This is a genomic window from Streptomyces sp. enrichment culture (assembly GCF_964273255.1).
GTDB lineage: Bacteria > Actinomycetota > Actinomycetes > Streptomycetales > Streptomycetaceae > Streptomyces.
In genome coordinates this window covers 6,848,972-6,871,324 of the sequence record NZ_OZ186835.1, presented here as the reverse complement: position 1 = coordinate 6,871,324, position 22,353 = coordinate 6,848,972, and the positions used below count along the sequence as shown (strand labels likewise).

20 protein-coding genes are annotated in these 22,353 nt (G+C 73.1%); 16 read left to right on the top strand and 4 right to left on the bottom strand.

Annotated features, from left to right (window positions below; all coding sequences use genetic code 11):
• Positions 1–101 precede the first annotated feature (101 nt).
• The 7 genes from ACSU53_RS30040 to ACSU53_RS30010 all read left to right on the top strand — a co-directional run bounded on the left by ACSU53_RS30040 (position 102) and on the right by ACSU53_RS30010 (position 8,175).
• A complete protein-coding gene (locus ACSU53_RS30040) occupies positions 102–2,549 on the top strand; it encodes an AAA family ATPase (RefSeq protein WP_437032884.1) in 2,448 nt (815 codons plus the stop codon).
• Between the two features lie 71 nt (positions 2,550–2,620).
• Positions 2,621–3,412 carry an alpha/beta fold hydrolase gene (locus ACSU53_RS30035; RefSeq protein ID WP_437032882.1) on the top strand — a complete coding sequence of 264 codons (792 nt, stop codon included), beginning with the start codon at positions 2,621–2,623 and terminating at the stop codon, positions 3,410–3,412.
• A gap of 297 nt (positions 3,413–3,709) precedes the next feature.
• Complete coding sequence (locus tag ACSU53_RS30030; RefSeq protein ID WP_437032880.1) at positions 3,710–4,618, top strand: LLM class flavin-dependent oxidoreductase; 909 nt, start codon at positions 3,710–3,712, stop codon at positions 4,616–4,618.
• Positions 4,615–5,952, top strand: a complete 1,338-nt coding sequence (locus tag ACSU53_RS30025; protein WP_437032878.1) for an FAD-binding oxidoreductase — start codon at positions 4,615–4,617, stop codon at positions 5,950–5,952. The genes ACSU53_RS30030 and ACSU53_RS30025 overlap by 4 nt, the downstream gene beginning before the upstream one ends.
• Positions 5,953–6,062: 110 nt before the next feature.
• Positions 6,063–6,410, top strand: a complete 348-nt coding sequence (locus tag ACSU53_RS30020) for a DoxX family protein (RefSeq protein WP_437032876.1) — start codon at positions 6,063–6,065, stop codon at positions 6,408–6,410.
• 187 nt (positions 6,411–6,597) lie between these two features.
• Positions 6,598–7,476 carry an LLM class flavin-dependent oxidoreductase gene (locus tag ACSU53_RS30015; protein WP_437032874.1) on the top strand — a complete coding sequence of 293 codons (879 nt, stop codon included), beginning with the start codon at positions 6,598–6,600 and terminating at the stop codon, positions 7,474–7,476.
• Between the two features lie 180 nt (positions 7,477–7,656).
• Positions 7,657–8,175 carry a hemerythrin domain-containing protein gene (locus tag ACSU53_RS30010; protein ID WP_437032872.1) on the top strand — a complete coding sequence of 173 codons (519 nt, stop codon included), beginning with the start codon at positions 7,657–7,659 and terminating at the stop codon, positions 8,173–8,175.
• On the opposite strand, the gene ACSU53_RS30005 is transcribed toward ACSU53_RS30010, so the two are convergent.
• From ACSU53_RS30005 to tap, 3 genes are all read right to left on the bottom strand, one after another.
• Positions 8,148–8,372: a hypothetical protein gene (locus ACSU53_RS30005; RefSeq protein WP_437032870.1), complete on the bottom strand. Its 225-nt coding sequence runs from the start codon at positions 8,370–8,372 to the stop codon at positions 8,148–8,150. The two genes, ACSU53_RS30010 and ACSU53_RS30005, sit on opposite strands and share 28 nt — an antisense overlap.
• Before the next feature lie 250 nt (positions 8,373–8,622).
• Positions 8,623–9,180, bottom strand: coding sequence for a telomere-protecting terminal protein Tpg (tpg, locus tag ACSU53_RS30000; RefSeq protein WP_437032869.1), 558 nt, complete (start codon positions 9,178–9,180; stop codon positions 8,623–8,625).
• A 12-nt stretch (positions 9,181–9,192) separates the two neighbouring features.
• Positions 9,193–11,499, bottom strand: a complete 2,307-nt coding sequence (gene tap, locus ACSU53_RS29995; RefSeq protein ID WP_437032867.1) for a telomere-associated protein Tap — start codon at positions 11,497–11,499, stop codon at positions 9,193–9,195.
• Positions 11,500–12,057: 558 nt separating this feature from the next.
• Here tap and ACSU53_RS29990 point away from each other — a divergent pair.
• The 7 genes from ACSU53_RS29990 to ACSU53_RS29960 all read left to right on the top strand — a co-directional run bounded on the left by ACSU53_RS29990 (position 12,058) and on the right by ACSU53_RS29960 (position 19,698).
• Positions 12,058–13,245, top strand: coding sequence for a substrate-binding domain-containing protein (locus tag ACSU53_RS29990; protein WP_437032865.1), 1,188 nt, complete (start codon positions 12,058–12,060; stop codon positions 13,243–13,245).
• A gap of 2 nt (positions 13,246–13,247) precedes the next feature.
• Positions 13,248–13,988 (top strand): ABC transporter ATP-binding protein, encoded by a 741-nt coding sequence (locus ACSU53_RS29985; RefSeq protein WP_437032863.1) that lies wholly within the window; start codon positions 13,248–13,250, stop codon positions 13,986–13,988.
• Positions 13,985–14,791, top strand: a complete 807-nt coding sequence (locus tag ACSU53_RS29980; protein ID WP_437032861.1) for an ABC transporter ATP-binding protein — start codon at positions 13,985–13,987, stop codon at positions 14,789–14,791. The genes ACSU53_RS29985 and ACSU53_RS29980 overlap by 4 nt, the downstream gene beginning before the upstream one ends.
• On the top strand, positions 14,791–15,885 hold the full coding sequence (locus tag ACSU53_RS29975) for a branched-chain amino acid ABC transporter permease (protein WP_437032859.1): 1,095 nt from the start codon (positions 14,791–14,793) through the stop codon (positions 15,883–15,885). Before ACSU53_RS29980 ends, ACSU53_RS29975 begins: the two co-directional genes overlap by 1 nt.
• Positions 15,882–16,982, top strand: a complete 1,101-nt coding sequence (locus ACSU53_RS29970) for a branched-chain amino acid ABC transporter permease (RefSeq protein ID WP_437032857.1) — start codon at positions 15,882–15,884, stop codon at positions 16,980–16,982. The genes ACSU53_RS29975 and ACSU53_RS29970 overlap by 4 nt, the downstream gene beginning before the upstream one ends.
• Positions 16,979–18,046: an alpha/beta fold hydrolase gene (locus ACSU53_RS29965; protein ID WP_437032855.1), complete on the top strand. Its 1,068-nt coding sequence runs from the start codon at positions 16,979–16,981 to the stop codon at positions 18,044–18,046. Before ACSU53_RS29970 ends, ACSU53_RS29965 begins: the two co-directional genes overlap by 4 nt.
• A gap of 545 nt (positions 18,047–18,591) precedes the next feature.
• Entirely contained in the window at positions 18,592–19,698 is a 1,107-nt protein-coding gene (locus ACSU53_RS29960; protein WP_437032853.1) for an acyltransferase family protein, read from the top strand.
• A 167-nt stretch (positions 19,699–19,865) separates the two neighbouring features.
• Here ACSU53_RS29960 and ACSU53_RS29955 read toward each other — a convergent pair whose 3' ends face one another.
• The gene (locus ACSU53_RS29955) at positions 19,866–20,489 is read right to left on the bottom strand and encodes a hypothetical protein (RefSeq protein WP_437032851.1); all 624 of its coding nucleotides are present in this window, start codon (positions 20,487–20,489) and stop codon (positions 19,866–19,868) included.
• A gap of 507 nt (positions 20,490–20,996) precedes the next feature.
• Between ACSU53_RS29955 and ACSU53_RS29950 the strand changes: the two genes are divergently transcribed.
• Both ACSU53_RS29950 and ACSU53_RS29945 read left to right on the top strand, forming a co-directional pair.
• Positions 20,997–21,260 (top strand): hypothetical protein, encoded by a 264-nt coding sequence (locus ACSU53_RS29950; RefSeq protein WP_437032849.1) that lies wholly within the window; start codon positions 20,997–20,999, stop codon positions 21,258–21,260.
• A complete protein-coding gene (locus ACSU53_RS29945) occupies positions 21,257–22,294 on the top strand; it encodes a peptidoglycan recognition protein family protein (protein ID WP_437032847.1) in 1,038 nt (345 codons plus the stop codon). Before ACSU53_RS29950 ends, ACSU53_RS29945 begins: the two co-directional genes overlap by 4 nt.
• The last annotated feature ends 59 nt before the right edge of the window (positions 22,295–22,353 follow it).

Genomic DNA, 22,353 nt, shown 5'->3' with positions numbered 1-22,353 from the left:
ACGGCTGCCCCGCCCCGGGGGCGGTCCACCCGATGACGTGAGGCTCGGAAGACCGGGATCAGGCGGAACGCCCCGAACGGGCGGCGCACTACGATGATCAGGTGGAACCAGTAGGGCGGCGTAGAGAACTCGCCGCGGTGCGGCACCTCGTCGACCAGGCTCTCGCCGGTTCGGGGGGACACCTGCTCGTCACCGGTCCCCCGGGGTCCGGCAAGAGCCATCTGGCGACATACGCCGAGCGGCTCGCCGCCGCTCGCGGGCTGAGGGCACACCGCCTCGCCGCCGCCGGCGAGGATTTCCCGGCATCCGCTCTGCTCAGCGGGCTGGCGGCCGTGACGGGCCGGCCGGTTCTTCCGGCGGACGCCGGGACGGAGGAGATCGACGCGCTGTTCCTCACCGTGGCCGAGGGCTCCCCTTGCCTCCTCGTGATCGATGATCTCGACGCCGCCGCGGGTGCCGGTCCTGTCCTCCCCGGCAGCCTGGTGCCGCCCCCGCACGCCACCGGGGGCACCGATGACGCCGATCTGCCCCTGGACGTCCGTCTCTTCAGCCGGCTGGTCGGACACCTGCCCGCCGGGGCCGCAGCCGTGCTGGCCACCACCCAGCAGCCGACGGGGCTGCCCCATGAACTGCGACTCGGTGGCCTCGACGAGGCCGAGCTGTCGCACCTGGTCGGCGACCTGCCCGCCGACGCGGTAAGAGCCGTCCGACTGGCTTCGGCCGGGATGCCCGGCGCCGCGCTCGCCGCCGCACAACAGCTCGCTGGCGCCGGTAGCGGCAGCGCGGAAGCGGATCCCGTGGCGTACCTCGCGCTGACGACTCCGTCCCGGGCCTCCTTCCTCGATCCCGACACACGGCTGATCCGGCTGCTGGAGGCCGCCGGCACGCGGCCGCTGCCGACGCGCACCCGGGCACGGGTGCTGGCCCGGCTGGCCCGGGAACTGCTGAGCGATCCGAGTGACACGCGCCGGCCCGGGCTGACCGGGGAGGCCCTGTCGCTGGCCCGGCTCTCCGAGGACCCGGGCACCATCGCCGAGGTCCTCGACTCCAGGCTGCACGCCCTGTGGGACCCGGCAGCCGCGCACGAGCGGCTGGAGACCGCGGCCGAGATCATCACCCAGGCCGAGCTCGCCGGTGACATCGCCTCGGAGCGCCGCGGCCTGATGTGGCGCTTCACCGCTCTGATGGAGCTCGGAGACCTCACCGCCGCCGAGGCAGCGCTCACGTCCTACGCCCGCACGGGCGAGCTGTCCGGCGACGCCGAGACCCTGGCGGTGGTCACCGCCCGGCAGTCCATGCTCGCGGCGATCCGCGGCCGTTTCGAGGAAGCCGCCTCGCTGGCGTCCGAGGTGGAGCGGCTCGGCCACAGGGCGGGCCTGGTGGACACCCCGCGGCTGACCGGAAGCCTGCGCGGCGGGATCTCCGCCCTGCGCGGCGACTGGGAGAGCACCCTCGCGCCCTGGCAGGCCCTGGCCCGACGGCTGCCCGGGCACTTCTTCTCGGCCACGGCGGCCCGCGCCCTGGCCGAGAGCGGCCGGCTCGCCGAGGCGGAACTCGAACTGGAGCGGCTGCTGCCGAGCGTCCTGGCGGGTTCCGGCCCCCGGTGGCTGGGGGCTGTCGCGGACCTCGCCGTGGTGGCGTCCCGCTCCGGCACCACCGACGGGGCCCGGCACCTGCACACCGCCCTCCAGCCCTACCGCGGCCGGCTGGTGGTGTGGGGCGGGGCGAACACCGTCACCGGGCCGGTCGACCACTACCTCGGACTGCTGTCCGCCCACCTCGGCGATCTCGACCGGGCCCTCGCCGAATTCGACGCGGCACACACGTGGGAGAGCAGGAACGGAACTCTGCCCTGGCTGGCCCAGACGCTCGCCGCCCGGGCCGAAGCGCTCCTGTCACGCCAGGGCCAGGGGGATGCCGTCCGGGCCGGCGAGGATCAGGACCGTGCCCGGTCCATCGCGCAACGCCTCGGCATGCACGGGCTCCTGTCCGCCCTGGCCCCCGCCGACGATGCATGGCGGTTGACCCGTGTCGACGGCGGATGGCTCCTGGAAGCAGGCAGCGAGTCCGCGCGGCTGAACGACACCCGCGGCATGGGCTACCTCCGCAGCCTGCTCGCCGCCCCCGGACAGGACATCCCCGCTCTCGACCTGGCGGCCGGCGGTCAAGGGCTGCGGGCCCCGGACGGGGATCCCGCCCTCGACGCGGCCGCCCTCGCCGACTACCGGAAGCGGCTCGCGCGGCTGGACCAGGACCTCGACGCCGCCGACCGCGCCGGTGACGTCGACCGGGCACGGGAGGTGCACAGGGAACGCAACGCGATCGTCGCGGAACTCCGCCGTGCCAGCGGCCTCGGCGGACGGGTACGGGCCATCAGCGCCGAGGCCGAGAGGGCACGGGTCAGTGCCACACGGGCCCTGTGGGCAGCGGTGAAGCGCATCGAGGCGGCGGCGCCCCTGGCCGGCGCCCATCTGCGTGCCTCCCTGCGATCGGGCCGCACCTTCTGCTACCGCCCGGCCGCGGGCGGCCCGACCCGATGGCAGGTGTGACCTCGGTCGCACACACCGTGTTCCCGGTCGTGGAACGCCTTCCCTGGGACAGCACGGAAAGGCGGAACACGATGACACTGGGCCAGTACGAACTCCTCGGGCGGCTGGGCGCCCGGGTACAGGGCACGCCGAACGGGAAGGAACCGCCGGTGGTCCTGCTCCACGGGCTCACCTACGACCACCGGCAGTGGGACGCGCTGATCGATGAACTGACGGCGAGGGAACCCCACCGGCTGATCGTCGCCTTCGACCTCCCCGGCCACGGCCGGTCCCCGGACGCGGAGTCCTGTCTCCCGGCCGACGTGGCCCTCTCGTTGCACCGTTCCCTCGACGCGCTCGGGGCGGCAGCACCGATCATCGTCGGGCACTCGTACGGAGCGGTGGTGGCCACGGCCTACGCCGCCGTCCACCCGGCAGCCGGAGTGGTCAACGTCGACCAGCCCCTGCTGGCCGGCTCCTTCGCCAAGCGGCTCAGAGAACTCGAACCCCTGCTCCGCAGCCCGCAGTGGCGGGAGGTCTGGGACGAGCAGCTGGCGGCCATGGGCATCGACGCGCTCCCGCCCCGCGCCCGCGACCTGGTCCGGACGGCAACGGCTCCCCGCCAGGAACTCCTCCTGGCCTACTGGCAGGAACTGCTGGAGGAGTCCACCGAGGAGCTCGCCCGCCGACGCACCTGGCAGCTCCGGGCCATCCGGCACGCCGACGTGGCCTACACCCATGTCGCGGGCAGGGACGTACCACCGCTGTACGCACAGTGGCTCACCGCCCTCCTGCCCAAGGCTCGGATCATCACCTGCCCGGGCAGTGGGCACTTCCCCCACCTCCTCCACCCGGCCGTGATCGCCGACCTCCTGACCGTCTGAATCCGACGGCACCAAGCCCTGCCCTGTCCGCCCCGCTTCCTCCCCGCACGGGAGGGAGCGGGGCGGGCTCGTTGTGTGGGGGGCGGGCTCGTGTGTGGGGGACGGGCTCGCGTACGGGGCGGGCTCGTGTACGGAGCGGGCTCGCGTGCCGGGCGTGCTCGCGTGGAGGGCTTCACGGTTGCCGCCGGCCCTGGGAAAAGGGTGTGCGTCCCCCGCACGCCCTTCACCCTCACTTACCAAACATTAGCTTCTTACCCGCTGTTTCCTCTTTGCCGCCGCCCGGAGGACCGTGGAGCCATGACCGACTACCTACGCCCGCTTTCCTTCGGCGTGCATGCCGAACCCTCCGCCGCGGCATGGCCGTTGACCCGGCTCCTGTCCCGCAGGGCGGACGACTCGGGCCTCGACTGGATCGCCGTCCAGGACCACCCCTACCAGCCCGGTCACCTCGAGGCGTGGACCCTGATCTCCCACCTGTCCGCCCTCACGGACCGGATCTCCTTCCTCACCGATGTCGCCGACCTCCAGCTGCGCCCGCCGGCGATGCTCGCCAAGGCCGCCGCATCCCTGAGCGTGCTCACCGACGGGCGCGTCCAGCTGGGTGTCGGGGGCGGCGGCATCCCCGACGCCATCGCCTCGATGGGCGGCCCGGCTCGGCGCGGGAAGGACATGGTGGCGTACGCCGAGGACGCCCTCGGCGTGCTCCGCACGGCCCTGCCCGGCGGTCCCGTACAGGTCGACAGCTCCTACCACTCGATCGGCGGCTACCAGGCCGGGCCGGTGCCGCCGAAGCCCGTCGGTGTCTGGCTCGGGGCGCAGGGGGCGAGGATGCTCGCCCTGGCCGGCCGGGTCGCCGACGGCTGGATCTCCCCGCTCAACATCTACGTGGCCCCGCAGGAGGTGCCGTCCAAGCAGCGGATCATCGACGAGGCGGCTCTGGGGGCAGGGCGCGACCCGAGGTCCCTGCGCCGCGTCTACAACGTGACCGGTGTGATCGGCTCGCTCGGCGCCCACCGGTCCGGGCACGGGCTCGTCGGTGACGTGCGCCAGTGGGTGGACACCCTCACCGAGTGGGCCGTCGATCTCGGCTTCGACACCTTCGTCCTCTGGCCCGCCACCGATCCGGAACGGCAGCTCGGGCTCTTCTCCGACGAGATCGTGCCCGCCGTCCGCGAGCGCGTCGACGCCGAGAGGAGCGGGCGATGACCAGCACCCTGGGCACCCTGCCGGACGCACTCGCCGGGAAGGTGGTCACTCCGGGCCACCCGCGCTACGCAGCCCTGCGCTCCACCTACACCACCGTGGGCAGCCCGGCTGCCGTTGTCAGGCCGGAGTCGGCGGGCGATGTCTCCGCCGCCCTGCGCCTCGCACGGCGGACCGGGCTGCGCATCGCGGTCCGCAGCGGCGGGCACGGCCTGTCCGGCAGCGGCACCAACGACGGAGGGCTGGTCATCGACCTGGGCGCGCTGCACCGGGTCGAGGTCGTCGACCGTGCCTCCCGCCTGGTCCGTGTCGAGGCGGGCGCCCGGTGGGCCCAGGTCGCGCAGGCGCTCGCCCCGCACGGCCTCGCGGTCAGCTCGGGTGACCACGGGAACGTCGGCGTCGGCGGCATCGCCACCGGAGGCGGGGTCGGCTGGCTGGTGCGGAGCTACGGGCTCACCATCGACCACGTCCGCGCCGTGGACGTCGTCCTGCCCGACGGCACGTTCGTCCGCGCCGACTCCGTCAACGACCCGGATCTGCTGTGGGTGATGCGCGGAGCGGGCGCGGGAGCCGGGATCGCCGTCGCCTTCGAGATCGAGGCCATGGAGCTGAGCCGCGTCGGCCAGGTGCAGCTGGCCGCGGAGGTGGACCCCGCGGGGGAGACGCTGCGGCGCTGGGCCGAGACCATGAAGGAGGCCCCGCGCGAGCTGTCCACGGCAGTGATGCTGGCCCCGTCCGGCACCGGCACCACGGCGTTGATCACCGCCGTGGTCGCGTCCGGGGAACCCTCCGTCGTCCGCGACGCCGTCGGACCGCTGCTCGGCATCGGGGAGGTGACGGCGCAGCGGGCCCAGGTGGCCCCGTACGGGGCGTTGGTCCCGTCCCACCACCTGCACGCCAACACCGGGCAGATGCCGGTCGCGACGACGAACGGGCTGCTCACCGAGATGTCCTCGGACGCGGCCCGCGCGCTGGTCGCCGCGGCCGCCGGACCCCGGCCGATCCTGGTCCAGCTGCGGTCGCTCGGCGGCGCGGTCCACGACATGTCCCCCTCGGCGACGGCGTTCGCCCACCGCCATCAGCACACCCTCGTGATCGGCTCGGCCTTCCCCCCCGACAGCCGGCCGGCGCTCGCCGCGGCCTGGGCGCCCATCGCCCCGCACACCGACGGCGCCTACGTGAACTTCGAGAGCGCGGCCGACGCGGCCGCCTGCGCCCGCGCCTACCCCGGACCGGCCGGCGCCCGCGTCGCCGGACTGTGGCAGCGCTACGACCCGGACGGCCTCCTGCGCCCCGGGCCCCGGGCCGACGCCGGCCCCGAGCAGCGCGTCCCCTGACACCGAGGACCGCCCGCCCGTCGGGAACCTCACGCACCCAGCCAGGCACCCTCCCCGATCTTCCGTGCGGGCCGCTCCCTCAGGACGCCCGCCTCCACCGGAGCCCTTCCATGTTCATCGCCACTGTCATCGTCACCACCCTGTTCGCGCTGGTCCTGTTCCTGTCCGCATACGGCAAGCTCACCCGGGACCCCCAGCAGATGAGGACACTCGAGCACGTCGGATTCCCCGAGCGGCACGTGTCCCTGCTGGCGGTGGCGGAGATCGCCGGCGCCGCGGGGATCCTCACCGGTCTCGCCTCGCCACCCCTGGGTGTGGCCGCCGCCATCGGCCTCATCGCGTACTTCACCGGCGCCGTCGTCTCCCACCTCCGGGTCCGCGACCGGCGCATCCTGCCACCGGGCGCGCTCCTGCTCACGGCCGTGGCGGCCCTCACGCTCCGTCTCGCCTCCCTCTGACCGGCCGGCCCTCACGCTCGGCCTCGCGTTCCTCTGACCGGCCCGCCGGGTCCGCAGAGACGCTGCGGTCCGGCCCTGGTGCCGTCGACGGGACGACGGCCGGTCGCGGCATCCGGTCCGGTACTGCTTTCGTGGTAAGGACCTGCTCGGGACGACCCGGCCGGCCCACCGACCTCAGGAGAGTCCGATGACGACGCGCCCCGCCGACGACGAGCGGTCGGTGTCCGCCTACGGCCACCCGCTGCAGTTCGGGTCCTTCATCACGCCGGCCGGCTCCGACCCGGCGCGGACGGTCCGCCTGGCCGTTCTGTCCGAGCAGGCGGGCCTCGACCTGGTGACCTTCCAGGACCATCCGTACCAGCCGCGGTTCCTGGACACCTGGACGCTGCTGAGTTACGTCGCCGCTCGCACCAGCACGGTGCGCCTGTCGGCGAACGTCACGAACCTGCCGCTGCGCCCGCCGGCTGTGCTGGCCCGCAGTGTGGCGAGTCTGGACCTGCTCAGCGGGGGCCGGGTGGAGCTCGGGCTGGGTGCCGGCGCGTTCTGGGACGCGATCGAGGCGATGGGCGGGCGTCGCCTCACCGGCGGGGAGGGGGTGCGGGCGCTGGAGGAGGCCATCGACGTCATCCGACAGATCTGGGATGCCGAGACGCGCGGCGGTGTCCGCGTCGACGGGGAGTTCCACCGGGTACGGGGCGCCAAGCGCGGACCGGCTCCGGCGCACGACGTCGGCATCTGGCTCGGCGCCTACAAGCCACGCATGCTCGCCCTGACCGGGCGCCGGGCGGACGGCTGGCTGCCGTCGCTGGGCTACCTCGGGCCCGGCGACCTCGCCGCGGGCAACGCGGTCATCGACGAGGCGGCGCAAGAAGCCGGGCGGTCACCGTCGGACGTGCGGCGGCTGCTCAACATCAACGGCCGCTTCGCCCCCCGTGGGCCGCGGCACGCTGCACGGGCCGCCCGAGCAGTGGGCCGAGGAACTGGCCGAACTCGCCCTCGGCGACGGAGTCGGCACCTTCATCCTGGGCAGCGACGACCCGGACGACCTGCGCCGCTTCGCCGGTGAGGTCGCCCCCGCCGTCCGTGAACTGGTGGCGGCCGAACAACGCGCCACCCCGGCGCCGGAGCCGTCGCTGCGGCGGCCGCCCCGGCCGGCGGGGCACCCCCGCCGCGGTCCGGCGTAGCCCGCGAGCCCTTCGCCGTCGTCCCCACCCCGGACGACGGCACCCGCCGCAGCAGCCGCCAGGTGTGGGACGAGTCGACCCGCCCCACCGGCCCCGCGCCCGACCCCGAGCGCACCTGCACACCGCATGAGCAGGCCGGGGGCCGTCACCTGATCGACGTGCACGACGGGCTGCGCGACGAACTCGCCCGGATCCACGATCTCGTCGACCAGGTCGCCACCGGCACCCTGGATGCCGGTACGGCGCGTTCGCACATCAGCACCATGACCATGCGGCAGAACAAGTGGACGCTGGGCACCTACTGCCAGGCCTACTGCCGCGTCGTCACCACGCACCACACCCTCGAGGACCAGTCCCTGTTCCCGCATCTGCGGGACGCCGACCCCCGGCTGGCCCCGGTGATCGACCGCCTGGAGCAGGAGCACCACGTCATCCGCGACGTGCTCGAAGGGGTCGACCGCGCGTTGGTGGCCTTCGTCTCCGGTCCGGACGACGTGGCCGAGCTGCGCAGCGCGGTCGACCTGCTCAGCGACACCCTGCTCTCCCACCTCGCCTACGAGGAGCGTCCCGCCTGCCGTTGAGCGAAGTGCGCCTCGGCCTCTGCTTCGAGCCGCTGCCGCTCGGCGACCGGCGTGGCGTTGATCGCGCGGAGGGCGTCGTGGCACACCTTGCCCATGACGTCAGGCGTCACCCCGTGCTTCCTCATCGCTTCCACGAGTGCGTTCCAGGTGATCGGGTCGAGTTCACACGTCTCCTCATGGGCTTGCGCCTCGCTCACGTTCTGTCGCCTTCCTGCGCGGGCGTGCGGCCCCGCTCCCCGGCAAAGCCGCACGGATCTACGGACATAGGGGACCCATGGACTACGGGTCCACGGGCTCACGGACCCACAGGCTCACGGGCCCACGGGTATGACGTACTGGAGGACGGGCCGCGCACCGTCCAGGTTGGCCCGGCGCCGCTGCACAGCGGTCACGGCCGTCCGGCCGGGGGCTGCGGCCCCGCGTCGCGAGGGCCCATGGTCCGCGCCCTCAGAGGTCGAACTCGATGTGCTCGATGTCCGTGAACCGCACCTCTTCCAGGTTTCCGGCGCGCCGGCCGCCGTCCTGGAAGTAGACCTCCTTGAGCCCTTCCGCCGCGATCTCACGCAGCCGGGCGTCCCCGGCGCCGGCCTCCTGGGCCTCGAACAGGCGGGCGGCGTACTGCGGGGGCAGGGCGACGGTCAGGTGCCGGACGCGGTCCTGGTCCGTCGATCCGACGGGGGCGGTGTAGCCCATGCGGGCGCGGGTGTCGATGACGATGCCGTCGGTGGTGGCCGCCCTGGCCTTGGCCCTGGCCCGGATCTGCGGCTGCCACCGCTTCTTGACCTCGCGTTCCAGGCGGGCGGCCAGGTCCGGGCGGGGCTTCTTGATCTGGTTCTTCACATACCGTTCGACGGTGCGCTGGGAGACGCGGAGCGTCTGGGCAACGGCCCTGGTGCCCTTGAGCTGCCTGACCAGGTAGCGCATCTGTGCGGGAGCGCTCTTGGGTGCCGGGCGGGTGAAGGTCTTCTGCACCGCGGCGTCCAGGCCGTCGCCGAACAGGCTCATGTCGGGCTTCTCCTACTCTCCGCCGTCGGCACCGGTGACGGTGCCGTCCTTGATGTAGCGGGCGAGGTTGAGGTCCGGGGCGTCGAAGCGGTCGCGGATCTCCTCGCCCCACAGGACCGTCTGCGTACCTTCGTGCTTGACCAGGCCCGGATTGACGCCGAGCTTGAAGCCGCCGGGCAGCGGCTTGCCGTCGCGGTAGGGCAGGAAGTCCAGCGGGCTGGTGCCCTCGGTGGCGTAGACGACGCAGTCGGACAGGATCGCGACCGGGTACTGCCCGGTGAACGCCGCGTGCTTGAGGATCTTGCGGTGCAGGTTGATCCGGGTGCGGGAGATGACCGCTGCCCGGATGTCCGGCCGCCACGTCGGCCGGGCGAGGGCGCGCCACGGCTCGCCGGGTCGCCATCCCTCTCCGCGCGGGCGTTCGCGGAGTTTGCCGAGGCCGCCCTTGACGGTCGCCTTGATGGCGGAGACGACGGTCGCCAGCTGGGGGTCGCGTTCCTTGACGCCGTCCATGGCGGCGAGGAAGTCGGCCGGGGCCATGTCCGCGTGCACGCCGAGGTCGGCCATGGTGGCGAGGTAGGCGTCGCGCAGCCGCTGGTACCAGCCGTCCAGGTAACGGCCGTTCTCGTACCGGACCCACGCCTCGACGGGGCGGACCTCGTAGCCCAGTTCCTGTGCGTAGGCGACGGTGGGGCTGGCGTACCAGGCGGCGCCCTGGGGAGCCTCTCCCTTCGGGGTGAAGGGGCTGGGCAGCAGGCCGCCGTCCAGGGACACCCACTCCTTGCCGAGCTTCACCTTCGACAGGTCGACGTGGGAGAGGTCGACCAGCCAGGAGCCGGGCAGCTTGGGGTCGAACACCGGGTTCCTGACGTGCGTCGGTGCCCCGAGGCCGACGGTCAGGCCGTTCGCACCGGCGGCGAACGCCATGTTGACGTCGATGCCGACCAGGTGCCGCAGGGTGCATTCGACTTCGGTCATGGGCCGGGCCCAGTCGTACGCCTCCTCGAACAGGGTCTCGGCCGGGCCGCGGACGTGGAAGCGCGGCAGGTCCTTCAGTACGGGGTGGCCGTCGGGGGCCTCGCACGGCGCCGGGTCGACCGGGTCCTTACCCAGCGAGCCGGGGTTGTGCTCGGAGTGCCGCTTACCGTCGGCGTCGGGCTCCGAGGCCCGGGTCGGCGGGTGCAGGGCGGTCATCAGCTCCAGGCCGGTCACCGCGGTGGAGCCGCGCGGGGTCATCACCCGGGAGGCGTACACCCCCAGCACGCGGGCGAGTTCGCCGGGCGCAAGCCGGCCGGCCGTTCCCCAGTGCCGGGGGTCCAGCGCGTGCCAGGCCGGGATGCACAGCTGTACGCAGGCCCGCTGCGCACCCGTGGCGGGACGGTAGATCCGTGCCCACGGGCCGAAACCGCGCTTGGTCAACTTCCATCCCGCGCGGTGCAGTTGCCTGACCACCCGGTGGTCCTCGGGGATCCGGCCAGCGAGCCGCTCCGCGTCGGTGAGGGCGGTCGGGAGCCCGTAGCGCCGGAGCGCGGCTTCGGTGAGGACGAGCAGCGGGTCGGCGTCCTTGCCCGGGCCGGACAGCTTCGGCTGCCCCAGTTTCGCCTCCGCGAGCGTCCAGTCCACCAGGGCGGGGAGGGACTTGGCGGGTACGTCGAGGACGAGTCCTCCGGTGCAGTACGCCAGCACCTGCCCGTCCTCGTCGGCGTCGACGACGGCGAGCGGGCCGTTCTCGAAGCGCGGATCGGTCGCGCCCGCCCGCTCGCGGGCCGGGTGTGCTTCCCGGGCACCCGGGCGGCGGGACGCCGGTGGCTTCCCGGCGTTGCGTGACTGCCGCGGCCCGCCCTGCGGCGACTCGGCCTGCGGCGGCCCGTCCTGCGGCTGGGCAGTGGGTACTGCCGGGGGCGGTGGGGGCTCCTCGGCGGTGCCGGGCGCGGGAGGGGGAGCGGACGGTGGTCCCGTGGTGACGGGTGCGGGGCTGGGCGCGGTCTGGGCGGCCGGTCCTTCCCGGGGAGTCTGCTCCTGGGACGGCTCGGGACGCCCGGTGGACGGCACCGGCATGGGCAGCGGTTCCGGGGCCGGGTAGAGCTCCGCCAGCTTGTTCAGCAGCCGTGCGTACGCTTCCCGCTCGGGGCCGCGGGGCTCGGTCGTCTTCTTGGCCGACTCCCAGCCGGACACCGTGGCCCGGCGCACCTTCAGCGCGGCAGCGACCTCGTCCAGCGTCAGTCCGTGCGCGGTGCGCAGCCGCTTGCGCTCGCTCGCGGGCGGCAGCGGAGAGCGGGACGCCACCAGTGCGTCGACCGCGTCGAACAACTCGGACATGCAGTACCTCCCGGCCGACACCTTACCCAGTGGACCGTACGCATCGCGGACGCCTCGCATACATTCCGCGTGCGTGTGGACGCGCTCTTTGCTCGTGTCCGTGCGCCGGGGCAGGCGCTGCGAGCCGGAGAGAGCCGAGCGCACCGTGCGGCGCCCACAGGGCGGCGGTGGGTTCGCCCGGCGGGGGCCCTGCGCACGGCGCGGCCGCGGGCGGTGGGTCGACGGGCGTGCGGAGGGTTGCGCCGGATGCGCGGAGGGGCACCTCGCACGGCACCACCGCTCCGCGCGCGTGGCCCGATCACGTCGGTCCGGCGGCGAACTGCGCGGACTCCGGCGGTAGGACGGACGTCGGGGCTCCTCCCCCGGGGATGGGTGCCGACAACACAGTGCGGGCCCGGTACATGGCGGCACTCCACATTGTGGCGTGCAGGTGGCCCACACCACACTGCCGGATGTCGCTCGGGCATGGTGATCCCCTCCACCCCATGTGGGGGGCTCTTCCTGTCTTCTTCTGTCGCCCGGAGCGTTTCAGCCACCGCACCGAGGAGCGTTACGGTCATGCGTAGATCCGTTGTTCTCGCCGCCGCCCTGGCCGGCGTCGCCGCCCTGTCCACCGCAGCCTGCTCGGCCCCCGGCAGTGCCGACGCGTCGAACGGCGGCAAGGAGGTCGAGGTCGCCCTGATCACCTCCACCAGCGGGCCGCTGGCCTCCTACGGGGAGCAGTACCTGCAGGGTTTCGAGGCCGGTCTCGACCACGCCACCGACGGTACGGGCGAGGTCGACGGCATCCGGATCCGGGTGCTGAAGGACGACGACGGCGGGGACCCGGCCAAGGGCGTCTCGCTGGCCAAGCAGCGGATCGGGCAGGGCGTGCCGGTGATCGCCGGCTCCGCGGCCTCGGGGGTGGCCACGCAGATCGCCGCGGTGGCCGGGCAGAACAAGACGCTCTACATCAGCGGGCCGGCGGCCACCGATGCCCTCACCGGTGTCAACCGCTACACCTTCCGCTCCGGACGGCAGACGTACCAGGACGTCATGACCGCGAAGGGCATCCTGGGCGACTCGCCGGGCAAGAAGGTCGTGGTGCTGGCGCAGGACAACGCCTTCGGTCAGGCCAACGCCGATGCGGTGGCGGCCGTGCTGGGCACCGACGGGACGAAGGTCACGTCGGTGCTGGCGCCGCCCAGCGCCACGGACCTGACCCCGGTGGCGCGCAAGGTGAGGGCCGCCGGGCCGGACATGGTGTTCGTCGCCTGGGCCGGGGACACCGCGCAGGCCATGTGGTCCACCCTCGACCAACAGGGCGTCCTGGATGCGTCGACCGTCGTCACCGGGCTGGACAGCCGGGCCAGTTACCCCGTCTTCGGCAAGGCACGCGAGAAGGTCACCCTGCTCGCCCACTACGTGCCCGAAGCCACCCGCACCGCCCAGGCGCAGCACATGCGGACCTACTTCGGCAAGAAGAAGTGGCAGGAGGACCTGTTCACGCCGGACGGCTTCAACGCCGCGCAGATGGTCGTCGAGGCCGTCCGGGCGGGCGGGAAGAGCGGTGACACCGACGCCATGGTCGAGGCGCTGGAGGGCTTCACCTTCACCGGGGTCAAGGGCAGGAACACCGTCCGGGCGGGGGACCACGCGCTGCTGCAGCCGACTTTCCAGGCGAAGTTCACCACGGCCGGCGCGCCGGAGGTCTCCCGGACCTTCCAGCCCGAGCAGGTCGCACCCGCCGAGAAGAAGATCGGTTGATCATGGCACCCGTGCTGCAACTGGACGGCCTGTGCTGGTCCGTCGGCGGAGCCGCCATCATCCAGGACGTGTCCCTGGCCGTCGACGAGGGCGAACTCCTGGCCGTCATCGGACCCAACGGCGCCGGCAAGACGTCCCTGTTCAACCTCATCAGCGGTCTGACCCGGGCCACGGGCGGGAGGATCCGCCTCGACGGGAACGACATCACCGCCCTGTCCCCGCACCGCCGTGCGGGCCGGGGGATCGGCCGCACCTTCCAGTCCTCCTCGCTGTTCGCCACCATGACCGTGGCCGAGCACGTCGAACTCGCCGCCCGCAGCGCCGGCGTGCGCCGGGTGACCGCCTCCGACGTGGCGGGCGTGCTGGCCCGGGTACGGCTGGCCGGCCGTGGCCCGGACCTGGCGGCCGGGCTGTCGCACGGCGACAAGCGCAAACTCGAACTCGCCATGCTCCTGGCCCCCACCCTGCAGGCGGGCGGGGACCGGGCGAGGCTGATGCTGCTGGACGAGCCGATGGCGGGAGTCGCCTCGGAGGAGACCGACGAGCTGACCGACCTCATCCGCACCCTGCACCGCGACGAGGGACGCACCGTACTCCTCGTCGAGCACCACATGGACGTCGTCCTCGGTCTGGCCGACCGCATCGCCGTCATGCACCACGGCAGGCTGCTGGCCGCCGCGTCCCCCGACGCCGTCATGGCCGATGCCACCGTCCAGCAGGCCTACCTCGGAGACGCACTGTGACCCACCCACCCACACCCCCGGCACCGGCGGCCCCGCCCCCGGCGTCGCAGCCGACGACGGAACCGGTCCTCGCCGTGCGCGGCCTGGACGTGGACATCGCCGGCTCGCGCATCCTCACCGGCATCACCTTCGACGTCCCGGCCACCGGGGTGACCGCGCTCCTCGGACGCAACGGCGTCGGCAAGACCACCACGCTGCGCGCCGTCCTCGGTCTGCTGCCCGACGGCGGACGCGTCACCGCCGGCGAGGTCACCTTCACCGGCACGGCCATCACCCGCGAACCCACCCACCGCACCATCCGGCGCGGCATCGGCTACGCCCCGGAGGACCGCGGCATGTTCGCCCACCTCACCGTCGCCGAGAACCTGACCCTGGCCGAGCGTCCCGGCAGTCGCCACCACTACGACCTGGTGCACGACCTCTTCCCCGAACTCGCCGTCCGGCGCACCCAGTACGCCGGCACCCTCTCGGGCGGTCAGCAGCAGATGGTCGCCCTGGCCCGGACCCTGCTCAACGACAACACCCTGGTGATCGTCGACGAGCCCACCAAGGGTCTCGCCCCGCGCGTCGTCACCGAGACCGCCGAAGTCCTCGAACGCGCCGCCCAGCACCTCCCGATGCTGCTCGTCGAGCAGAACCTCGCCGTCGTCCGCCGCCTGGCGGACCAGGCCGTCGTCCTCGACGCCGGCCAGGTCGTCCACACGGGCACGGCGCAGGACCTGCTCTCCGACACCGACCGCACCACCGCGCTCCTGGGCGTCGGCACCCGCACCCGAACCGGCCGCACCCACGGAGCCGCCTGATGGACACCCTCGTCCTGCTCACCCTGACCGGGCTCGGCCTGGGAGCCCTCTACTTCCTCATCGCCTCCGGCCTCGCCCTCATCTTCGGCCTGATGGACGTCCTGAACTTCGCCCACGGCGCGTTCCTGACCGTGGGCTGCTACACCGCCTGGGTCACCGCGGACGCCGTCGGCGGCGTGCCGGGCCTGCTGCTGGCCACCGTCGTCGGCACCCTGACCGGCCTCGTGCTCGCCGTCGTCGTCGAACTCGTCCTCATCCGGCGCCTGTACGGGCGGGTGAAGGAGCAGATCCTCGTCACCGTCGGCCTGTCCCTGGCGATCCCCGCGCTGGTGCAGACCGTGTGGGGGGCCGACGCCCGGCCCTTCCCCGTCCCCGACGCGCTCGCCGGCACCTTCGACGTCCTGGGGGCACGGGTCCCCGTCAACCGCCTGCTCCTGATCGCCGTCGCGGTCCTGGTGCTGACCGGCATCCGTCTCTTCCTCGCCCGCACCCGCTTCGGACTCGTCGTCCGCGCCGGCGTCGAGGACCGCGCCATGGTCACGGCCCTCGGCATCGACGTCACCCGGGCCTTCACGCTCGTCTTCGCCCTCGGCGGGGCCCTCGCCGGACTCGCGGGCGTGCTGGGCGGCCTCTACTTCGGGTCCCTCTCCCCCCACCAGGGGACCTCACTGCTGGTCTTCGCCTTCGTCGTCGTCATCATCGGCGGTCTGCACTCCATCACGAAGGTCGCAGTCGCCGCCCTGACCGTCGGCCTGGTCCAGCAGTACGCCAACTACTACGCGGGCGGGTACGGCGACCTGGCCGCCGTCATCCTCCTCGCGGTCGTCGTCCTCACCCGCCCCGCCCCCCACACCGACACCCCGTGGCAGCGGCTGCGCCGCATGCTCAGCGCTCCCACCGCGACGGCGGCGACGGCCCCGGCCGCGGCCTCCGGAGCCCTCAACGACACCGACACCGTGGGCGGCGTCCGAGCCGCTACCGCCCACACCGAGAAGACCGCGGGCAGTGCACCGGCCGGGGAGACCGCGGGCACTGCTGCGGCCCGCACCCCAGGAAGCGCCGGCCCCCGCGGCAGCGTAGGAGGCACCTCATGACCGCGACCCGTACACCGCCGACCGCCGCGGCCCCGGCCACCCCGGCCGACCGGCCTCGGGCGGACCGCCCCCCGCACCGGCTGCGCCCGCTGGCTCTGCCCGTCGCCCTCCTGGCCGTTCTCGCGCTGCTGCCCTACTCGTCCCTGAGCATCCCCTTCCTGCTCGACGGGCCGGTCAACTCCCCCGGCTCCCTGCAACTGCTCGCGCTCTGCCTCGTCTTCGGTGCCCTCGCCACCGGCTACGACCTCATGTTCGGCCGCACGGGTCTGTTGTCCTTCGGGCACGCCCTCTACATCGCCGGCGGCGCGTACGGCACCCAGCTCGCCATGAGCGAGCTGGGCCTGACGCTCCTGCCCGCGGCCCTGCTCACCCTCTTCCTCGGCACCCTCACCGCCGTCGTCCTGGGAGCCATCTCCCTGCGCACCCTGGCCCTCGGCGGGGTCGGATTCGCCATGGTCACCCTCGCCTTCGCGCAGGCCGGGGCCATCTTCACGGAACGCAACCCCGGCGGCATCACCGGCGGTGAGGAGGGCCTGCCCCTCCACACCGAGACGATCCCCGAGGCACTCCAGGGCGTCGCCAACACGGCCAACCTGTACTGGCTCGCCCTCGGCTACCTCGCCCTGGTCACCGCCATCGTGTGGACGGCGACCCACCGTCCGGCCGGGCGCCTCTGGCAGGCGATCCGCGACAACGAGCCCCGCGTCTCCGTCCTGGGCCGGAACCCCTTCACCCACAAGCTCGCCGCGTTCACCCTCGCGTCGGCCCTCGCGGTCCTCGGCGGCATCTGCCACCTGCTCGTCACCGCCGGGGCCACCCCCCACACCACCACCCCCGAGTTCACCCTGACGCTCCTGGTCATGGCCGTCCTCGGCGGCAGCGGCACCCGTTACGGCCCGCTCGTCGGCGGCATCCTCTTCACCTATCTCGACCAGCGTCTCGCCCAGCTCAACCTGGGCATCGAACCCATGCTGATCCTCGGCACACTCTTCATCCTCGCGGTCCTGTTCAAGACCGGCCGCGCCGGCCGGACCACGATGAAGAAGCAGGCGCCCCGCTCGGCACACCAGGAGACGAAGGAATCCGCCACGCCATGACCGACCACACCAGCCCGGCCGTGCACACCGGCACCCGCACGAGCCACGGCGCAGAGAACCGGCCCGGCGCGAACACGCACACCGGCGGCACGCGCCCCGCCCCGGAGGCGGCCGCGAGCGGTGCTGGCGTCGGCAGCGAGGAGGGAACCGGTACTCGCCCCCGGACCAGGATCCACCGCACCGTCCCGGTCACCGGCGGCGAACTCGCGGTCACCCACTGGCCGGGGGCCGGCCCGCCCGTGCTCGCGCTGCACGGCATCACGGCCAACTCCCTGGCCTTCTCCGCACTGGCCGAGGCCCTCCCCCACACCGACCTCCACGCCCTCGACCTCCGCGGCCGAGCAGCCAGCGCCCATCTCCCCGGCCCCTACGGCCTCACCGCACACATCGACGACGCCCTCAGCGTCCTCGACCGGCTCGGCCGGCAACAGGCCGTCCTCATCGGGCACTCCATGGGCGCGTTCATCGCCGCCCTCGCCGCCGCCCGCCATCCCGACCGGTTCCCCCACGTCGTCCTCGTCGACGGCGGGCTCCCCCTGCCCGTCCCCGCGGACTTCACAGACGCCGGCGGTCCGGACACCGACCGGATCCTCCACCGTCTCATCGGCCCGGCCCTCGACCGCCTCTCCCTGACCTTCGCCTCGCGCGACGCCTACCACGCCTACTTCCGCAGCAACCCCGCCGTGGGCTCGTACTGGGACCACCACTTCGCCGCCTACGCCGACCACGATCTCACCGGCCGGCCCCCCGCCCTGCGCAGCAGCTGCAACCCCGAGGCCGTCCGCACCGACGCCGCCGACATCCTCACCGACACCGACCTGCACCGCGCGCTGCACCAGCCGCACATCCGGGCCACGTTCCTCTACGCCGAGCGCGGCGCCCTCGACCAGCCCGAGCCCTTCTACACCCCGCAGCAGATCACCGGCCAACTCGGTGACCGCCCGCACATCACCACGCACCGCATCACGAACACCAACCACTACACCGTCCTCCACACCCCCACCCCGGAGGCCACCGCCGTCATCGCCGCTGCCCTCGACTCAGGTGGAGGCACGGCGACTTGATGCCGCGCGCCCCGAGCAGGCGCGCGTGTGCCGACGTTCGGGTGTACGCCGACGCCGGGTTTCCGGAGGAGGGAGCGACGTCTCCCGGCCCCGCCGGGTGACGGGCTCCCGGCAGAGGGGCAGCGCTCCCCCGGACAGTCCTCAGCGGCTCTCGTCCAGCCGCTGCCGCACCGCGCGCACGTGGTGCGGCGCGCGACCGTGCACCGGGGGCACGGGCCGGGACGGCCTCGCCGTGCACATGCCTCACTCGTCCGTGGCACGGCCGGCTGCCCGACCACGCATCGCCGGTGGGGCGCACGTCCATGCGGACCAACGGGGGGAATGAGGCCGTCGTCCGCGGGCAGGTGGACCGGATTGCTCCGGAACAACCGTGGATGGGAAGCGATCGCGCGATGGCGCAGGCACCGGACTCGACCACCGGGACAGCAGACGAGTCGGAGACGGGTACGAGAAGTGTCCGCACCGCTGCGAGAGCCGGCGACACGGCCGACGGCGGACGCAGACCCGGTGTCCCACCGGCGGGCGGCCGGGGATTCCCGTCCGCGGTGGCGCGCAGCGGGCGCGTGGACGGACTGGACGGGCTGCGCACGTTCGCCGTGCTGCTGGTCATCGTGTACCACGTGTCACCGGACCTCGTGCCCGGCGGTTCGGTGGCCGTCGACCTCTTCTTCACGATCAGCGGCTTCGTCATCACCCGGCTGCTGCTCGCGGAGTACGCCCGTACGGGCGGCGTCGCGCTGTTCTCCTTCTACCGGCGACGCTGGTTCCGGCTCGTCCCCGCACTGCTGGCGGTGTGCGCGGTCTGCGCGGTGCTGTCCGTGACCACCCCGCTCTGGGGGTTCGACGGCGGCTGGCGCGCCGCCGGGCTGTCGGCGCTGTTCCTGACCAACCTCGTACGGGCCGGGGAGCCCGGGCCGTACTCCGACCTCACCGCTCCGCTGGCGCACACCTGGTCGCTGGGCGTGGAGGAGCAGTTCTACCTCCTCTGGCCCCTGATGCTGCTCGCCCTGCTGCGCTGGACCCGGACGCGCACGGTGCTGCTGTGCACCGCGGCCCTGTGCGTCCTGCCCGTGCTGTGGCGCTGTGTCCTGTGGAACCCCGACGCGGCCCACCGCATCTACAACGGCACCGACACGCGCGCCGACCAACTGCTGGCCGGCGCCCTGGTGGCCGTCGTCCTGGCCCGGCTGCGTGCGGACGATCCCCGGCTGGCCGTCCTGCGCACCTGGGCCGGCCGGCTGGCCTGGCCCGCGTTCGGGCTGGTGCTGCTCGCTGCCTGGCGGATGCCCGTGACCGCTGACATCGGGGTGTGGACGGCCGCGTGGTACACCGTCGGGTTCCTGGGCATGGCGGTCCTGTCCGCATCCCTCGTGGCGGAACTCGAACTGCGGCCCGACGGGTGGATGTCACGGCTGCTGTCGCTGGCGCCGGTGGCGTGGGTGGGCCGCAACCTGAGCTACGGCATCTACCTGTGGCACTACCCCGTGGTGCGACTGCTGGCCTCCCTCGGACTGGAGGAGGGAAGGCTGCCGACCACGATCGTCCTGACCGTGCTGGTGGCCCTTGTGTCCTACTACCTGATCGAGGCGCCCTGCCTGCGACGAGCCAGGCGTCGCGAGCGGACCAGGACACGCACGCCGCTCCGGGTCTGAGGTCGCCGCGGCGGGGCGGGGAAGCAGCGCGGTGCCCGAGCGCACCGCGCGCGGCGGGCGCCGTCGGAACGCGGATCCACGCCCCGCGGCGCCCGCTCGGGCGGCGGCCTGACACCTTGCCCGGCGTCGTCACCGGTGGTCGTGGCCCGGCTGTTCCGGTCGCCGCTTCACAGGAGCCAGCGGTTGCGGGCGACGTAGGGGAGCCGCGCCCAGGCTCGGCCCAGTCCCCACGGGGCGCCGGCGCCCGCGGCGGCCAGGGCGATCAGGACCACCGCGTAGACCAGGTGGTAGTCGGCGAACGGGTTCGTCGACATGCTCGGCGAACCGTCCGACAGGTGCCTGGCCGGCGGCCATTCGGCGATCCACATCAGCGCCATCATCAGCGTGCCCGCGAGGGCCGCGAGCCGTAGCGCCACGCCCGCCGTCAGGGCCACACCGATGCCGAGCAGCCCCAGCATGAACAGCCAGTCCGCCCATCCGGCCCCGGCCCAGGCGTGGAAGACGGATTCCATCGGTCCGACGGCGACACCACTGAGGAACCCCTTGGTGGGCGAGCCTCCGTCGATCCAGCCGTTGCCGGACGGGGTCGCGTAGCCGAGACCGAATGTCTTGTCGAGGAAGGCCCACAGGAAGACGAACCCCGTCAGCAGGCGCAGACCGGCGAACACGTGATCGCGGGTGGCGCTCACCGCGGTGGCGGCGGATGCGGGCGTGGTGGACGCCGTCCCGGCACGGTCCGGGCGCGGGAAGCGGTAGCGCGGACGCCGGTGCGGATGGTCGTGAACTGCCATGCTGCTCATCCCTCTCGGGGAAGGTGGCGCTGGATCCGGACGACTTCGTTGCGCCTTCAATGTCCCGCGTCTCCGTGGGCTGCCGGAGGGGCCGCCCGACTCCGTTCCCGGGCCGAACGTCCCGTCCCGGACGAAGTCGCACTCGTCACACCGTCGTGGGTCTCACAGCGTCCGACTCCGGCGTTCGGGCGGATGCGGCACGACGCACGACCCAGCACCACGGCGCGCAGGATCCACGGTGTGCCGCGGGACGGCGTCCCGGCCGGCGTCCCAGCAGGTGGGAAGCGTGGGCGTCCCACGAATTCCCAGAAGTTCCACTTTCCCTGGTGCCCGGGCAGCACCCTTGCGCATGCTTCCGAGCACGTGAAACGGGGAGGGCCGGCCCGCGCCCTGCCCCCTCTCGGCACGCACGACGGCCGGCTCCGTTGGACATCGCCTCCCGCGGCACCATGCCGTGGCGGACCGTGCCCGGGCCGAGTGTTCGACGAGAACGAAAGGGAGACTACTGTGCCATCCAGACCGACCACCCGCCGGGGCTTTTTCGGCATCGCAGGAGCGGCCGCGGTCACCGCGGCCGGTGTGACCCCCCTGCCGGTCGTGGGCGCCGCTCCGGCACACGCCGCGACCGCCGCCGGGACGCCGGTGCTGGGCCCCGACCATCCTGATGCCGAGATCCCCGACGTGTCGGACGCGGACTTCGCCGACGGAGTGTCCCGGGAACCCCTCAATCTGTCCGTCGACTGCGCGCTGACGCCGGAGGGAACACGGTGAGCATTCCCTACTTCGTTCCCCGCGCCGCCTGGGGTGCCGCAGCTCCCAAGCAGGTGGGTCTGAACTTCAACCCCCGGCTCGGCGGCGTCGCCGTCCACCACACCGGCGGATCCGTGGAGGCGCGACGGTACCACTCGGACTGCGCCGCGCACGTCCGCGGAATCCAGCGCTACCACATGAACGGCGAGTACGACGACATCGCCTACACCTACCTGGTGTGCAAGCACGGCTACGTCTTCGAGGGACGCGGGGTGGGCCGTCGCACCGGAGCCAATGGAACCAACGACGCGAACCATCGCTTCTACGCGGTGTGCGGACTCGTGGGCGGCTCGTTCGGGTTGTACGACGAGATCACACCGGAACTGATCTACGGATTCCGGAACGCCATCGCCCACCTGCGCAGCGTGGGGAACGCCGGCACTGCCATCGTCCGGCACGGCCAGCTCTCCAGCACCAGCTGCCCCGGTCAACTGGGCTCGTTCCTGTCGCACATGGAGCCCACATCGCCCGGCAAGGCGTGGGCCCCCGGGCCTCCCAAGCCCGACGTACCCGCGTTCCCCGGTGTGGTGCTGCACTACCCGCCGACGACCGTGCACTCCAGTGCCCGCACCTGGCAGCAGCGGATGGCCGAGCGTGGCTGGTCCATCGGCGTCGACGGCGCCTACGGCGAGCAGTCCCGGCGGGTGTGCCTGGCGTTCCAGCAGGAGAAGGGGCTCACCGTCGACGGTGTGGTGGGCGCCCAGACCTGGTACGCGGCGTGGACCGCTCCCGTGTCCAGCGGGGGCTCCAACCCCGGAGCGGCACCGGACTGGCCCGGCGTCCTGTTCGGTTACCCCCCGGCGACCACCCACGCCGGTGTCCGCACCTGGCAGCAGCAGATGGCAGCCCGAGGCTGGTCGATCGGCACGGACGGCGTCTACGGGCAGCAGTCCAGGACCGTCTGCCTGGCGTTCCAGCGGGAGAAGGGGCTCACGCCGGACGGCATCGTGGGTCCGGCGACCTGGCACGCCGCTTGGGCCGCTCCCGTCAGCTGACGACAACCGACGACACCTGACGACAGCGTCGTGGTACGGCGGGTCGGCGCACGGGGCTG